The organism is Brevundimonas sp. TWP3-1-2b1, from assembly GCF_049896165.1.
In the GTDB taxonomy this organism is placed as follows: domain Bacteria; phylum Pseudomonadota; class Alphaproteobacteria; order Caulobacterales; family Caulobacteraceae; genus Brevundimonas; species Brevundimonas subvibrioides_B.
This window is the reverse complement of sequence record NZ_JAFCTT010000018.1, coordinates 59,667-74,226: the sequence shown is the minus strand read 5'-3', so window position 1 is coordinate 74,226 and position 14,560 is coordinate 59,667. Positions and strand designations below refer to the sequence as shown.

General features: G+C 61.5%; 11 protein-coding genes and 1 tRNA gene. 9 read left to right on the top strand and 3 right to left on the bottom strand.

Annotated features, from left to right (window positions below; all coding sequences use genetic code 11):
- Window positions 1–289 precede the first annotated feature (289 nt).
- The 5 genes from ACP7AB_RS15200 (at window position 290) to ACP7AB_RS15180 (ending at window position 4,550) form a co-directional block, all read left to right on the top strand.
- Window positions 290–622, top strand: coding sequence for a hypothetical protein (locus tag ACP7AB_RS15200; protein ID WP_425992691.1), 333 nt, complete (start codon window positions 290–292; stop codon window positions 620–622).
- 260 nt (window positions 623–882) lie between these two features.
- Window positions 883–2,286 (top strand): tyrosine-type recombinase/integrase, encoded by a 1,404-nt coding sequence (locus ACP7AB_RS15195; RefSeq protein ID WP_425992692.1) that lies wholly within the window; start codon window positions 883–885, stop codon window positions 2,284–2,286.
- A gap of 229 nt (window positions 2,287–2,515) precedes the next feature.
- Window positions 2,516–3,745, top strand: a complete 1,230-nt coding sequence (locus ACP7AB_RS15190; protein WP_426046180.1) for a tyrosine-type recombinase/integrase — start codon at window positions 2,516–2,518, stop codon at window positions 3,743–3,745.
- A complete protein-coding gene (locus ACP7AB_RS15185) occupies window positions 3,742–4,227 on the top strand; it encodes a hypothetical protein (protein ID WP_426046179.1) in 486 nt (161 codons plus the stop codon). Before ACP7AB_RS15190 ends, ACP7AB_RS15185 begins: the two co-directional genes overlap by 4 nt.
- 92 nt (window positions 4,228–4,319) lie before the next feature.
- Window positions 4,320–4,550 carry a helix-turn-helix transcriptional regulator gene (locus tag ACP7AB_RS15180; protein WP_426046178.1) on the top strand — a complete coding sequence of 77 codons (231 nt, stop codon included), beginning with the start codon at window positions 4,320–4,322 and terminating at the stop codon, window positions 4,548–4,550.
- Between the two features lie 690 nt (window positions 4,551–5,240).
- On the opposite strand, the gene ACP7AB_RS15175 is transcribed toward ACP7AB_RS15180, so the two are convergent.
- A complete protein-coding gene (locus ACP7AB_RS15175; protein ID WP_426046177.1) occupies window positions 5,241–7,109 on the bottom strand; it encodes a UvrD-helicase domain-containing protein in 1,869 nt (622 codons plus the stop codon).
- On the bottom strand, window positions 7,109–9,235 hold the full coding sequence (locus ACP7AB_RS15170; RefSeq protein ID WP_426046176.1) for an ATP-dependent nuclease: 2,127 nt from the start codon (window positions 9,233–9,235) through the stop codon (window positions 7,109–7,111). The genes ACP7AB_RS15175 and ACP7AB_RS15170 overlap by 1 nt, the downstream gene beginning before the upstream one ends.
- A gap of 115 nt (window positions 9,236–9,350) precedes the next feature.
- On the opposite strand from ACP7AB_RS15170, the gene ACP7AB_RS15165 reads away from it, so the two are divergent.
- Complete coding sequence (locus ACP7AB_RS15165; RefSeq protein ID WP_426046175.1) at window positions 9,351–12,218, top strand: DNA methyltransferase; 2,868 nt, start codon at window positions 9,351–9,353, stop codon at window positions 12,216–12,218.
- A complete protein-coding gene (locus tag ACP7AB_RS15160; RefSeq protein ID WP_426046174.1) occupies window positions 12,218–13,081 on the top strand; it encodes a restriction endonuclease in 864 nt (287 codons plus the stop codon). The genes ACP7AB_RS15165 and ACP7AB_RS15160 overlap by 1 nt, the downstream gene beginning before the upstream one ends.
- Before the next feature lie 201 nt (window positions 13,082–13,282).
- On the opposite strand, the gene ACP7AB_RS15155 is transcribed toward ACP7AB_RS15160, so the two are convergent.
- Window positions 13,283–13,372, bottom strand: a tRNA-Ser gene (locus tag ACP7AB_RS15155).
- Between the two features lie 148 nt (window positions 13,373–13,520).
- On the opposite strand from ACP7AB_RS15155, the gene msrA reads away from it, so the two are divergent.
- Both msrA and ACP7AB_RS15145 read left to right on the top strand, forming a co-directional pair.
- On the top strand, window positions 13,521–14,168 hold the full coding sequence (gene msrA, locus ACP7AB_RS15150) for a peptide-methionine (S)-S-oxide reductase MsrA (RefSeq protein WP_425992694.1): 648 nt from the start codon (window positions 13,521–13,523) through the stop codon (window positions 14,166–14,168).
- Between the two features lie 18 nt (window positions 14,169–14,186).
- Window positions 14,187–14,528: an MmcQ/YjbR family DNA-binding protein gene (locus ACP7AB_RS15145; RefSeq protein WP_426046173.1), complete on the top strand. Its 342-nt coding sequence runs from the start codon at window positions 14,187–14,189 to the stop codon at window positions 14,526–14,528.
- The last annotated feature ends 32 nt before the right edge of the window (window positions 14,529–14,560 follow it).

The window sequence follows — 14,560 nt, the reverse complement described above, 5'->3', positions numbered from 1 at the left end:
TACGCCCTCCCTACGCCCCAACCCTCGCAAGCGGTGCGCTCGTGACGTCCATCCAGAACACCAAAAGGGGGTCCCTATTGCACGCCTATAGGGGGTCCCTTTTGGACGCCGATTGACAGACCTACGGCGACGATGCGTGTCGCGATGAGCTTGGGGCTTTGCCCCTGGCGCACTCCGGATAGTCTTCCGCCCAGCTTCATCCGCGCAAGATGCGCTGCTTGCAGCCGGTTCCCCGCAAAGCCTCCCCTCCGTTTGCACCCCCATTCTCGCCGAAGGGCAAGGGTTCAGAATGAACCCCAACCCCGAGGAAGAGATGACCAAGGACTACGTCGTTACACGCACCAACTGGCACGGCATCGAAATCGAAATCCGGTGGAACCCTGACTACCTGACCTATGATGACCAGACGCGAATGGCCCATCTGGAGGTCGAAAGCATCACGCCGAAGAGGGCTCCTCTGCCGATTACCGAGACGGGATATAGGTCGCACTTCACCACGGTTGAGGCTGTCCAAACCTATGTGCGCCCGGAGGACTACGTGGAAGCGTGGCTCGATCAGGCGTCACGCTCGCCGGAGTGGCGGGCCTTCTATGAGGCACAAAGGCAACTACCACTATTCTAGTCCACCGCTTAAAAGCCCGTGTAGATTTATACACAGCTCCTGCACAGGCAAAATAAGTGGATTTTATCCAATATAATTGAGTATCTTAAGAGTTTCCCGTTGTAGCAGCGCTACAAGAAGACATCACTATATAGTTGATTACTATAGTCAAATAACATATAATAACTACTGCACAAGAATACACAGATAGCTCGAATCAAACGGTTAGAGAGGTATTTCTGCACAGTTTCCATACAGATGCGCCGAAGGGCCGCGCGTTCATGGCCGATACGACCGAGGTTCGGCCCGGTCTCATCATTTTCCGACGCACCGATGTGAAGCACGGCAACTGGTATTGCCGGATCAAGATTCCCGAGAAAGACGCCTACAAGTTCATATCCCTCAAGACTGCGCTTGAGGCGGAGGCGCGCGAGCGGGCGCGGGACGCCGCCATCCGCGTGGAGGTCAAGCTAGAGCTAGGCCACCCCGTCTTCGATAAGTCGTTCTCTGAGGTTGCCGCCGAGTTTTCCGCTTTCCAAAAGGAGCGCGCCGAGGCTGGGCACATCACGATGAGCCGTTGGCGCTCCGTGGAATCCCACGTCAAATCTCAACTGAACCCGTACATGGGGACGCGGCAGATCACGTTGATCGGCGAGGCCCTGTGGAAAGCATATCCCATCGCTCGAAAGCGCACGGGCAAGGGCAATGGCCGCGAGATCGTTAGCGACGCCACGATCAAAGGTGAGATGACCACGTTCCGGGCGATCATGGCCTACGCCGTGGAAAAGAAGCTCATTCCAAATATGTCGGCCTTCAAGGCCGTTGCTGGATTGAAGAAGGTCTCCCGCGAGGAGTTCACGCCGAGCGAGTACCGCAAGCTCCACACTTTCGCTCGCAACCAGTGGGTCAAGAAGGCCGCCAACAAGCACGTGGGCTGGTATCGCGGCATGACCTACTGGTTCATCCTCGTGATGACCAACACCGGTATGAGGCCGCCCGAGGGGCGTAACCTGCGCTGGCGCGACGTGGCCATTCGCACCGATAAGAAGGGCCGCCGGTTCGTCACCATGAACGTGCGCGGCAAAGGCAAATTCCGCACGCTCGTCGCTTCCATGAAGGTGGCAGAGTACCTGGACAAGGTTCGGGAGATAAGCCCAGCGACCGGGCCGGACGATCCCGTGTTTTGCACCCATGACGGCCGGGTCGCGGTCAGCCTTTACAACAGCCCTATCACCCACCTGCTCGAAAAATCTGAGCTGCTGTTCTCCGCCACCGGCAGCCGCCGCAGCACCTATTGCTTCCGGCACACCTACGCCACCTTCCGGCTTACCGAAGGTGTCGATTCCCTGTTCCTGGCCAAGCAGATGGGCACTTCCGTCAAAATGATCGAGGACCATTACGGCCACGTCTCGCCCGATAAAAATGCCGAGCGCATTTTACAGGGATTACCGGGATGGGGGGCAGCCTCCGACGCCGCCGTGGCGACCTTTGCAGAAGTGGACGACGCATCGCCAACGCAAGATGGAGCCTTCTCTGCCAAGCCGGAAAGGAAGCGCCGCGAGAAAGCGGGTCGAGTTCGACCGCAGCGGCAAGCTTCCGCCGAGATCACCGCTTCCAGCGCTCGGCCCGATGCGAGTTCGCCACGTCGGGCAAAGCGGAAGCGGCAAAGCCCCTCTGCGCATTGATGATGGCTTTTAGGACGGCAGCGTTTCCCGTGAGAAAAGCTGTGTCTCTACAGCAACTTCCGAAAAGAAGTGGCGGACAGAGAGTCCGCCTATTTCCAACTGCAGAACCGCGTGGGTGGTCTCACAACCCTCTGATACCCAGGCCTTAGCCCGATCTGATCGTCGCAGTTCCTTGCAGTTCACTGCCAGCTATTGCAGTCTCATTGATGGGTTAGACAATGGGTGGCGCATGGCGAAGAAGGCGGCTGAGCTTACAGCTGTGGCGGTCAGGAACCGTAATCAACCAGGGCTCCACTTCGTCGGTGGAGTGGCAGGCTTGGCCCTGCAGGTTCTGCCAACCGGTGGGAGAAGCTGGATCCTGCGCGCGACCGTCGGCGAGCGGCGCCGAGACATGGGGCTCGGTGGATATCCCGATGTCCCACTGGCCGCAGCGCGGGATGCTGCTCGTCGTGCCCGCGAACTGATCAGGAGCGGCATCGATCCCATCGGTCAGGCCCAAGAAGCTAGGAACGCCCTGAGAGCAAGCGCCGCGAAAGTGATGACATTCAGAGAAGCGGCCGAGGCTTACATATTGGGGCAATCCTCAGCCTGGAAGAATGCCAAACACCGAGGACAATGGACGAGCACCCTGCAGACTTACGTCTATCCGATCATCGGTGAGATCGGGGTCGCGGAGGTTGAGGCTGCCCACATTCACCGCATCCTAGATCCAATATGGGCCACCAAGACGGAGACGGCCAATCGCGTTCGAAACCGCATCGAGCTCATCATCGACTGGGCCATCGCGCGAACGTATCGGTCGACGAGCAATCCGGCGCGATGGAAGGGACATCTCGACAAGATATTCCCGAAACGTCGGAAGGTAGCACCGACAGTTCACCACCGGGCCCTTCCGATAGATGACATGTTCGCATTCATGGCCCGCCTACGGGATGCCGATGGAACCGGGGCTCGGGCGCTGGAGCTGGCGATACTGACTGCGGCGCGCTCTGGAGAAGTGCGTGGAATGACTTGGTCCGAGGTCGATCTAGCCCAGCGTCAGTGGATCATTCCGAAGGAACGAATGAAGGCCGGTCGCGAGCACCGGGTGCCGCTTTCAGCGCCGGCTCTAGCGCTGCTTAAGAGCCTGCCGAGAATGGGCGGAACCGATCTGGTGTTTCCTGGAGCGCGAGGCATGATCTCAGACGCGACCATGCGAGCAGTCCTGAAGCGAATGGGCTTGGACGCCACCACACACGGCTTCCGGTCTACTTTCCGCGACTGGGCGGCCGAGCGCACCAATCATGCCTTCGAAGTGGGGGAGATGGCCCTGGCGCATAAGATACCGAACAAATCCGAATCTGCCTATCGGCGGGGGGATCTTATCGAAAAGAGGCGACGGCTTGCTGAGGACTGGGCGACATTCTGCTACTCGCCGCCAGGCGCGTCAGGGCAGGTGGTCGAGTTGCGCAGGTCATGAGCGAAAACACGTTCGAGTTCTCTGCGTTAAAAGGCTCCACCAGTCTGCATAGGGCGCATCTAGGCGATCTTTCTTTGATCATCGAACGCGTCAGGGATGGCTCGACCCTCCTGGAGGCAGAACGTCATTTGATCGCGGACATCTTGAGCGGATCGTGGACGAGACCCGCGAATAGACCGCCGGCGTTCGACGTCGAGCTGCGGACACAGCAGATCAAGGAGGACTTGCTTTTAAACCGCGCCCTCGATCCCAAGGGCAGGCCGGGAGCAACGCGTGTCGCCCATGCTTACGAGTGCTCCCGGAAATGGGTCTACAAACTGTTGGCCGAGGTGGAAGCCGATCCAAAGGGCCACGCGGAGATGCATCGGCGGGTGGCACATCTCGCTGCGCGCTACCGTTCTCTCAAGTCGAGCCTGGACAGGGAACTCGCGTCCGGTAGCCCTAAGGGGGACAGGGTGAGCTCCGGCGACTCCAAACCGTGAACTAAACCAAGTGCCGGGTTCTCGCATCAGTTGATGCGATCCGCTGCGATCGGCGCCAATTGGCTGGCTCCTCAAGCGGAGTGCCATTTTCGATGCCAGCCGATCCACGAACTGAAGCGGCCATCGGGCACGACTTCGACACGCTCCCCGACGCCGCCTATGTGCGGGTGCCGGTGGTCGCGGTGATTTTCGCAACCTCTCAGTCCAATGTGTGGCGGTGGGCGCAGAAGGGCATCCTCCCGAAACCTCGGCGGCTAGGAGGGCGGACTACCGCTTGGAACGTCGGCGAGCTCAGGGCCTCACTGAGGAATCTGGGGCTCTAGTTCTGTTCAGCGCAGCGTGCGCGAAAGCACGCCCAACACACGTCGTCGGGTAATCACCGGTGGGGCGTGCCGTTGGACTGATCACCATGGGGAAGCGACCATAAATCACGCGTGGGCCAAGGTGGGAGCGCGGTCGCCGGCGGGACGCACCGTCGAAAAGTAGCCACCAATCCGTCCCGGCGCGCCGCCGATCGGACCTCGTCGCGTAGGATCCCATCGGTCAGGGCAGCGAAGAGGACGGGCACTCCCTGGACGCCGCCCGGCGTTCGGGGAGTGCTCGACCGCCTCATTACATAAAAAAACCCTCGATCGGGCAGGCGGCTGGTTCGGCGATGATCAGAGGGCGCGTCCTGGGGGGGGAAGAGAGGGGCCGGGGCTGTAGCCCCATAATCTGGGCCGAGAAAGCCGCCCAGACAGGGCTTTTCAAGGCTTTCGAGTGAAGACCACCGCGCTAGCCGCTGGATTGATTTGTTCGCCGCGCGGGAAGAGCCCCAGAGCCCTCTTCAGCACCTAACCGAGGCCATTAAAGGCTAAGAGCGCTCCCACTGTCTTAGCACCTCTCCGGTGCGATCATCGACAAAGCGAACAGCCTGAACCTCCACGCTACTTCGTGCCCGAGGCCGACGTTTGCCCCCGCCCGCCAGAGCGGTGTTTATTGCTCCAGGGCGCTAATTACCCGCGGAGGGCCGCTCAAGCCCTCGCGTTCGCTGAACTGTCGCCAATCCCGGCGGCGGTCATCATTTCCCAGAGCGGCTGCACTCGACGCCGTTCGGTGCTGGTCGAAGTAACGAAGAAGCGTTCCCGCGCGCGCGACGCAGCTACGAAAAATATCAGCGCCTCCTCCTTCATGTTCGCATTCCTATTAAAGCCGCTGTCCTGCAGATGGAGAAAGATGACGGTATCCGCCTCGAGTCCCTTGCTTTTGTGTATCGTCATCAGGCGGACTTGGTCCGCCCCGCGAAACCGTCGAACAGCCACCGCCCAGTCTGACGCTCCGACGGCGCTTTCTTGGAGAAAGGCAACCGTTCCCGCCTGAATCTCGGCGAAACGTTTGGGCCGAGCATAGTCGGGGCTCAACTGAGCTAGTGGGGCCTCGCCAAACGCCGCCACTATCGCGGCCACCATCGTGGGGACCGCCTCGGGCGACGGCGCGCTGCCGGTCTCATTGCGAACGACCGCCACGGCGTCGCGGATGGCGCGCTCAACTCGCGCCTCTGAGGCTGGACGACCGTCGGCTTCGCCGAACACTGCGCCAATGACTGTCCTGACGCGGTGGAAGGGTGCCCCCTCCCGGTCACCGGCGCCCATCTGCACCACGTTCGCCACCAAGTCAGCCAGGGGTTCAGTCATAAGTTCCTGAATCTGAATCGAACCCATCGATCGGGCCTCATTCCTGAGGGTCAGTCCGTGAGCAGCGAAGCGCGGAGCGAGCTGCGCCTCGACCTGCGGTGCCGATTGTCGGACCAGCAGCATGAAATCCTCCGGAGTCCGGTCGCCGGCACGCACCTCGGATGCGATCATCGCAGCTAGGTCGTCTGCCTCATGTGCCGCGTCACGATAGTTCAGAACCTGGTCCAAAGGCTTTGGCGGGAGAGCCGCGCGCCGCGCAGAATTTACGAGGACTGCGTCAGGCTCGATCACCCGCGCCATCGAGTTGACGATCTCGACGATCCGGACGTTTGATCGGAAATTAGTGCTCAAGGCGATCGGCGTTGCTGCGAAATCTCGGGCGAAGTCGCTAAAAATGCCGGCTTTCGCCCCGGCGAAGGTCATTATGGTTTGCTTGCTGTCGCCCACGGCAGTGATCACCGCATCCGAGCCAAGGAACGCGTTCTTGAAGAGCTCATACTGAAGGGTCGTGGTGTCCTGGAACTCATCCAGAAAAACGTGGGAATAAGTCTGTCGTAGTGCAGCTCGGACCAAGGGATTATGCGCGAGAAGGGTCATCGCCAAAGTCGCGATCATTCCGAACGTCAGGCGCGGTGGAGTGGAGTTAAGGCTCTCCTGCCACCACGCCACACCCGAGGCATTCACAAGCAGTTCTGAGCTTTCATCAGCCGGCAGTGGCCCGGGCTGGATTGTCAGCGTCGCGTGGCGCTTCTCAATTTCTGAGCCGTTCTGATTGATGCCCTGGCGTCGTAGACGCCCAGCGAACTCATCCCAGTCGCGCCAGCCCGGAAATGCGATCTCATAGCTTCGGGCTGGTCGACACCAGGCCGGGAGGGTCGACCCGAACCGGTCGATTAGGCTCTTGGCGAATGCGTCGAAGGTGTAGCTTTCCAGCCGACGACCGAAGTCCTCACCCGCCCTTAGGACCACACGCTGATGAAGATTCCGGGCGGCGTCGCGCTTGAAGCTGATGGCAAGAATTCGACGCGGTGCTGGACAACCGCCCGTCATCAGGAGAAAGGCCGCTCGCTGGGCTAAAAGTTCCGTTTTGCCTGCACCTGGGCCCGCAACGATAACCGCGCTCGCCGAGCTTCGCACGGCCTCCATAGTAATAGAGTCAAGCTGCACGCCGGCGGGCGGAGACCAAGCTTCCGGTTTGATAAGGTCCATCATGCAGCTCCCGGGGCAAGCAGCACGCCGCAGCGCTCAAACAGTGCTTGAAGGGGCTCAGGTGCCCCTGCCTTGATCGCCGCATTATCTAGACGCGATAGGGCCTCGACGTGCGCGACCGGTTTGCTCCCCCCCTTGAAGAGCGCTGCGTATTGAGCTTGTTGAAGGTCCGAGGGTGCCGTTCCTGCTGGGTAAGCGGCTACATTGGCTCCGCTTTCTCCGAACACCGTCTGAAGGTAGGCATCGCCCCTAATGCTTTCGGGATTGACGTCAGCCACCTCGCCATAGGCGCCCGGGAACGCCTGGAGCATCATCATGTCTAGATCCAGCGCTTCAGAATAAAAGACGCCACGCGCGCGAAGCCATCCTCGCTTGGCGGCAAGGTCGGCTTCTGGAAGAGCGTCCCATTGGTGCGCGGTCTTAGGGGCGGGCATATCCGGCAGACCCAGTTCCCGAAGTTGTTCGACCGCGTATCGCAGACGGCGCGCGCCCCCGCCGTGACGGCCCAAGTCGTAATCAAGCAGGGTCAAATAGGGGATTTGAAGCCCGTTCAGCAGCCGCCAGAAGTGGTTCACGTGCCGCCCTCCCAACGGCACGAAGGCTACGAACGACGGGTCTAACTCCATATCGGAATCCAGGGCCCTGGCGACGCGGGGCAGCACCATTTCTTCCGACCGACCCTCTCCCAAGATGACCAAGCGCGCGAAGTAGAGCTCGGGATGACTGTGGACTGCCTCTTGGATAAACTTGTAGGCGTCGCTGGTTTTCGGCGGCAGTTCGATCCGCCGCACGCGCGACGTTAGGGATGTCATATCCTGCCGCACATGTCGGACTTGCTCCGGCTTTACCCGTCTAAGGGCGCTTGCCGAATGGGTGGTCAGCACCGCCATCACCCCCTCAGCGGCCGCCTGTTCTTTCAACAGGTTGACCATCCGCGATAGGTAAAATGGTGCCAGATGGTTTTCCGGCTCCTCGATCGCCAAGAGAGTTAGCCAAGGCCGCACAGCTTCGACCTGTCTGAACCCTTCTACTTTGGTTTTCGCGAGCTCGGCATCTAGCTTGAACAGGGTGATGACTAGGGCGACATAAAACAATGACGCTTGGCCTTCGCTCAAATCGTGGACAGGTCGGTGCCGCCCACTTGGACCTGGCCCGAGCGTCAACGACAGCTCGCGGAGGGCGCGTTGAATCTCCCGGGCCAAGATCGTCAGCCGCGGGCTCCTGAGGTGGGGGCCTTCGAAGAGCCGACCCCAGTTTGCGGCCAACTCCCCCGTCACCTTGCTGATCGCTGGCATGTCATCGAAGATTGCCTGCAGGCCCTCCCATTGTTTGGCCATCGGCTCCCGACCGCCGCTCCAGTCGCCAAATTTCTCGAGCCAAACCAAAAGCTCGCGCAGGGCCAGTCTCAGTATCGCATTCCCGTCGCGGGTGGCCGGCAAGTATCGCATTTCGAAACGGCGGCGGTCAGCAGCCGAAAACGGCAGCTTGGAAATGTCCTTGTCGCCGAATGGGACGTCATCGAGTGTGGTGATCCAAAAGATTCTAGAACTGATATCGTCGTCGTCTGAACCGTAGGTCCACGTGGCCTCAAGCCGGATGCGGGCTTTGAGGGGCTCGCCTGGTCCTGCGGCTGACATGGCCTTGAAGATTTCCGCTACCGCGTCACCAGCGTCCGGACTTTCCAGCTCCGGAAAGGCCAAAGTCACCTCGATCTCGACCTGGCGCTCCGAAACGGCGAGCACCGGCAAGGGTGAAGCGGGCAAACCTACTTGGCCGGAGGCGACTTCGCCCAGCATTTCGGCCAGGTCGTCGGGGAACTTCCCCCTCGCAGGCGGGGGCGCTGGAGGCGCGAGAGCCTCGTCGTTCAGCGAATCCAGCTCCTCAAACGCTGCATCCTCGGCGTTGGGCGGGCCCGGCTCTTCATGTCGCCCGAAGTGAACGTCCTCACGGGTCAGTCGTCGATCCTCAACGCGGGTGCCAAATAGCTTCATCAACGCTGTGATGATCGCAGTCTTGCCAGCGCCGTTGGCCCCAACGACGGCCGTCAAGGTTGGGTCGAAGGTGAATTCTTCCGCGACATCGCCAAAGCAGCGGAAGTTCCGAAGGCGCAGTTTTTCGATATACACACCGCCACTCCGAGTTGCAGAACTGCGAAGCTCTAGGCTTGCGTCCCCGGCCACGCAATCCGGCGACAGCCTTCGGCTCACTAAGAAAGTTTGGCTCGATGGGCCCAGAAGCACGTTGCTGCGCGAGTCGCTTTTCCACGCGAACCACGCTCAAACTAGCGGAAGGTTATGGGGGGGCTCCGTGCGGCTATCTTGGAATGAAATCAGGGCGCGCGCCGCAGAGTTCTCGCGGGAATGGGCAGACGCTCATTACGAGAAGGGCGAGACCCAGAGCTTCTACAACGACTTCTTCCAGGTCTTCGGCGTCCAGCGGCGCAAGGTCGCTACGTTCGAGGAGCCGGTCAAAAAGCTCGGCGACAAGCAGGGTTTCATCGACCTGTTTTGGAAGTCCAAGCTTCTGGTGGAACAGAAGTCCGCCGGCCGCGACCTGGCCAAGGCGCGCAATCAGGCGCTCGACTATTTCCCTGGCCTGAAGGACCACGAGCTTCCGCGTTACATCCTAGTCTGCGACTTCCAGACCTTCCACCTAACCGACCTCGACACGCGCGAGGAGACCCGCTTCGCCCTTGCCGACCTGCCTGCTCATGTGGAGGCGTTCGGCTTCGTTGTCGGCATCGAGAAACGGATCTTCAGGGATCAGGACCCGGTCAACATCCTGGCCGCCGAGATCATGGGCAAGCTGCACGACGCGCTGAAGGCGTCGGGCTACGACGGTGCCCCGCTGGAGCGGTTGCTGGTCCGCATCCTGTTCTGCATGTTCGCCGACGACACCGGCATCTTCGACGAACTGGGCCAGCTCCAGACCTGGATCGAAGACCGCACGGCCGAGGACGGTTCCGACCTCGGCTCCAAGCTGTCCGAGCTATTCCAGGTGCTGAACACGCCGACCGAGCGCCGCCAGCGCAGCCTGGACGAAGACCTCGCCCGGTTCCCCTACATCAACGGCGATCTGTTCGCCGAACCCCTGCCCATCCCGGCCTTCGACACGGCCATGCGCGACAGGCTGTTGGAGGCCTGTGGCTTCAGCTGGGAAAAGATCAGCCCGGCCATCTTCGGTGCCCTGTTCCAATCGGTGATGAATGCCAAGGAGCGCCGGTCCAAGGGCGCACATTACACTACCGAGAAGAACATCCTGAAGGTCATCGAACCCCTGTTCCTCGACGATCTGCGCGCAGAGCTGTCGCGCATCCTGGGGCTGAAGCGCGGTCGCGAGGCGTCGTTGCGCGCCTTCCAGGACCGGCTTGCCGCCCTGAACCTGTTCGACCCTGCCTGCGGCTGCGGCAACTTCCTGATCATCGCCTACCGCGAGCTGCGCCTGCTGGAGCTGGAGGTCATCACCGCCCTCTATCCCGAGGGCCAGCGCGACCTCGAGGCTGCCGTCCTGTCCAAGGTCGACGTCGACCAGTTCTACGGCATCGAGATCGACGAGTTCCCCGCCCGCATCGCCGAGACGGCCATGTGGATGATGGACCACATCATGAACAATCGGCTCAGCCAGGCCTTCGGCCAGGTCTTCGCCCGCATCCCGCTGAAGGCCGCGCCCCACATCGTCCATGGCGACGCGCTGGAGATGGACTGGGCGACCGTGCTTGAGCCGGCGCAGTGCAGCTATGTGTTGGGCAATCCGCCGTTCATCGGTCACCAGTGGCGGACGGCAGGGCAGGCCGCTGCGATGACGCGAGTGTGGGGTCACGACGGGCGCTACGGACGCCTCGATTTCGTGACGGCGTGGTTCAAGAAGGCAGCAGACTACTCGGAGCTGAACCGGCGCATTCGGACAGCGCTGGTTTCAACCAACAGCATAACTCAGGGCGAACAAGCCGCTATTCTTTGGTCGGCCTTACTGCGTTCAGGCCTCAGCATAGTCTTCGCTCATCGGACATTTCCCTGGGGTTCCGACGCGCGCGGCCAAGCTGCTGTGCATTGCGTAATCGTCGGCTTGGCTCGGGATTATGAGGGTCCTCGAACGCTATTTGACTATCCAACACCGACCAGCGAGCCTCGGGCCAGCAACGTCACTCAGATCAATGGCTACCTCGTAGCCGCCCCGAACGTCATCTTGGGGTCTCGCACAGCCGCCCCGCATGGCCTGCCTCAGATGATAAAAGGGAGTCAGCCTACCGATGGTGCCCGCCTCAAGGCGCCAGACGGCTCCTACGTGACCACGAGCAACCTGATCCTAGAAGCATCTGACCGGGCAGCGCTCTTGGCTGCAGATCCCGACAGTGATCGGTGGTTGAGACCTTACGTTGGCGGAGACGAACTGATTTCGGGCAAACGGCGGTGGTGCCTTTGGCTGAAAGACGCCGATCCTTCGGAAATCCGACGATCACCGCAGATTCGGGACCGCCTCGACAGGGTTAGGCGAGGGCGGTTGGAAAGCCCAACCCCAAGTGTAAGGGCCTTCGCAGACATGCCGACGTTGTTCACTCAGGATCGGCAGCCGAGTTCGCCCTACCTCGCCGTGCCAGAAGTATCTTCCGAGGCGCGTGACTACATCCCTGTGGCATTCCTCCCTGAGACGGTAGTTGCAAGCAACAAGCTACAGATGATCGTCGGGGCGGACCGGGCACTTTTCGGCGTGCTCACGTCACAAATGCATATGGCTTGGGTCAGGACAGTCGCAGGGCGATTGAAGAGCGACATTAGCTACGCGCCTTCCGTCTACAACACCTTCCCTTGGCCTACCCTCGCCGACGCCGACAAGGCCCGGATCTATACCCTTGCCCAAGCGGTGCTCGACGCCCGCGCCGCCCATCCGGACGCGAGCCTGGCCGATCTCTACGATCCCGATGTCATGCCAGCCGAGCTGCGCAAGGCGCACCGCGCCCTCGACCTCGCCGTCGACCGCCTTTACCGCAAAGCTCCGTTCGAAAGCGACCGCGAGCGGGTCGAACACCTGTTCATGCTCTACGAACGGATGACCGCCGGCCTCCTGGCCAAACCCGCCAAAGCCAAACGACGCAAGAAAGCCGACGCCTGATGGCCACGATCGCTGATGTCCCGACCTACGACGCCTTCATGTGGCCAATCATTGAGCGGCTCCGGGCCCACGGCCGGTCTCTGAGCAATGCCGAGATGCTCGAGGATGTCGTTGAGCACATGGGGCTCAGCGATGACGTTCTGTCCCTGCGTCATGGGAAGCTGAACCAGTTGGCCGTTGACCAGCGGATGGCCTTCGCGCGCAGCTTCTTAAAGCAGGCTGGTGCCGTCGAGAACAGCCAGCGGGGGGTGTGGAGCCTGACGCCTTCAGGGGCGTCGCTGACCCTCGAGGAGGTCGCCGAGATACCGAAGCGGGCTCAGCGCGAATACGCAAACAAACGAGCCCGCTCGATGGCCAGCGTCTCAGCCGAGGATCACCCCGGGATTGTCGAGGTCTCCGCTGCTCAGGACTGGAAGGCCGAGCTCATCGCACGGCTGCAGCAAATCGAGCCCGCTGCCTTCGAACGCCTTTGCCAACGCCTACTTCGGGAGTTTGGCTTTGTAAAAGTAGAGGTCACCGGCAAGTCAGGCGATGGCGGCATCGACGGCACGGGCGTTTTGCGGATCAATCTGCTGTCGTTCCACGTCCTATTCCAATGCAAGCGATACATAGGGTCCGTCGGAGCCGGAGCGGTGCGAGATTTTCGCGGAGCTATGGTTGGCCGCACCGATAAAGGACTGATCATTACCACCGGCACGTTTACCGCAGATGCTCGGCGTGAGGCGACGCGTGATGGGGCTCCCGCGATCGATCTGGTGGATGGTGACGCGCTCTGCGACCTGCTCAAGGACCGCAGCCTCGGCGTCAGCGTGCGCATGGTCGAGGAAGTGACTGTCGACGAATCGGCCTTCAAAGAATTCTAGGGCCGCGCGCGAACCGGCCCGCGGGCAGGCCACCAATCTTTTTTCACGTGGCACCTACTTTGCCCGCGAAGCCCCCACCCCCCTAAGATTCTGAGATTTATGAGCCTCTAGCCCGGCGCTTGCGCAGCACAATCTTTTTGATGGGCCTTATGATGGGTGTGGCCCGGGCGACCCCTGAAATGGCCGTCAGATCTGAAGGCGTGGCGGACAGAGAGGGATTCGAACCCTCGGTAGGCTTTCACCTACACACGCTTTCCAAGCGTGCGCGATCGACCACTCCGCCACCTGTCCGTTTCACCACGAGGGCTAACGCCCGGGAGGTCGCCCGGGGAGGCGAGGCTGATAGAACAGCCGGGCGCTTCGGGCAAGCGCCGCGCTGGTCAAAACGGCAGGCGCTTCCCATATGGTCGCCATGTCCCTTTTCTCACGGATGGCATCGATGCTGAGCCAGAAGACCACCCTGCCCAACGCCGCAAGCGCCCTGCCCGGCCGTTCGACGCCGTTGCCCACCGACGAGGTCCATTTCGTCAACGGCCGCCCGCTGAAGGGGCCGCATCCCGAAGGGTTCGAGACCGCCGTGTTCGGCATGGGCTGTTTCTGGGGCGTGGAGCGCAAATTCTGGTCGCTGCCGGGCGTCTGGGTCACGGCCGTCGGCTATTCCGGCGGGATCACGCCCAACCCGACCTATGAAGAGACCTGCACCGGGCTGACCGGCCAGACCGAGGTGGTCCAGGTCGTCTTCAATCCGGCCGAGATCTCCTATGCCGAACTGCTGAAGACCTTCTGGGAGGGGCACGATCCGACCCAGGGCATGCGCCAGGGCAATGACGTCGGTTCGACCTATCGCTCGGCCATCTACACTCTGAACGACGGGCAGCGTCAGGAGGCGGAAGCCTCGCGCGATGCCTATCAGGGCGCCCTGACCAGGGCCGGTCGCGGCGAGATCACGACCGAGATCACCGGGGCCGGACCCTTCTATTTCGCCGAGGGCTATCACCAGGGCTATCTGGCCAAGAACCCCGAGGGCTACTGCGGCATCGGCGGGACGGGCGTGGTCTGCCCGATCGGCGTCGGCGTCACGGCCTGAGGATGGCCCCGTCCCCTCATGGATAGGGCGGGCATAGGTAAAGTCTGCCTGGCCCTGCCCGGGGTCACGCTCGACCATCCGTTCGGCGACCATCACGACGCCTACCGCATCGGCGGCAAGATGTTCGTGATGGTCGGCGCGGAGGGCGGGGTGTCATTCAAGGTCTCCGACATCGCCTGGGAGGTCCTGACCGAGACCGGCAGGGCGCGGCCGGCACCCTATCTGGCGCGGGCCAAATGGGTGAACCTGCCCGATCCCGAGGCCTGGGATGACGACGAACTGGCCGAGCATTTCGCCATCGCCCGCCGGATTGTGGCGGCGAAACTGACCAAGAAGGCGAGGGCCGGACTGGGCCTCTGAGACCGTTCGGCGACGAGCCGTCCGAACCCGCC

Bases quoted from the DNA above. Each gene is read 5' to 3' on its own strand.
- ACP7AB_RS15200 (WP_425992691.1), top strand. From the start codon at position 290: ATGAACCCCAACCCCGAGGAAGAGATGACCAAGGACTACGTCGTTACA.
- ACP7AB_RS15195 (WP_425992692.1), top strand. From the start codon at position 883: ATGGCCGATACGACCGAGGTTCGGCCCGGTCTCATCATTTTCCGACGC.
- ACP7AB_RS15190 (WP_426046180.1), top strand. From the start codon at position 2,516: ATGGCGAAGAAGGCGGCTGAGCTTACAGCTGTGGCGGTCAGGAACCGT.
- ACP7AB_RS15185 (WP_426046179.1), top strand. From the start codon at position 3,742: ATGAGCGAAAACACGTTCGAGTTCTCTGCGTTAAAAGGCTCCACCAGT.
- ACP7AB_RS15180 (WP_426046178.1), top strand. From the start codon at position 4,320: ATGCCAGCCGATCCACGAACTGAAGCGGCCATCGGGCACGACTTCGAC.
- ACP7AB_RS15175 (WP_426046177.1), bottom strand. From the start codon at position 7,109: ATGGACCTTATCAAACCGGAAGCTTGGTCTCCGCCCGCCGGCGTGCAG.
- ACP7AB_RS15160 (WP_426046174.1), top strand. From the start codon at position 12,218: ATGGCCACGATCGCTGATGTCCCGACCTACGACGCCTTCATGTGGCCA.
- msrA (WP_425992694.1), top strand. From the start codon at position 13,521: ATGCTGAGCCAGAAGACCACCCTGCCCAACGCCGCAAGCGCCCTGCCC.
- ACP7AB_RS15145 (WP_426046173.1), top strand. From the start codon at position 14,187: ATGGATAGGGCGGGCATAGGTAAAGTCTGCCTGGCCCTGCCCGGGGTC.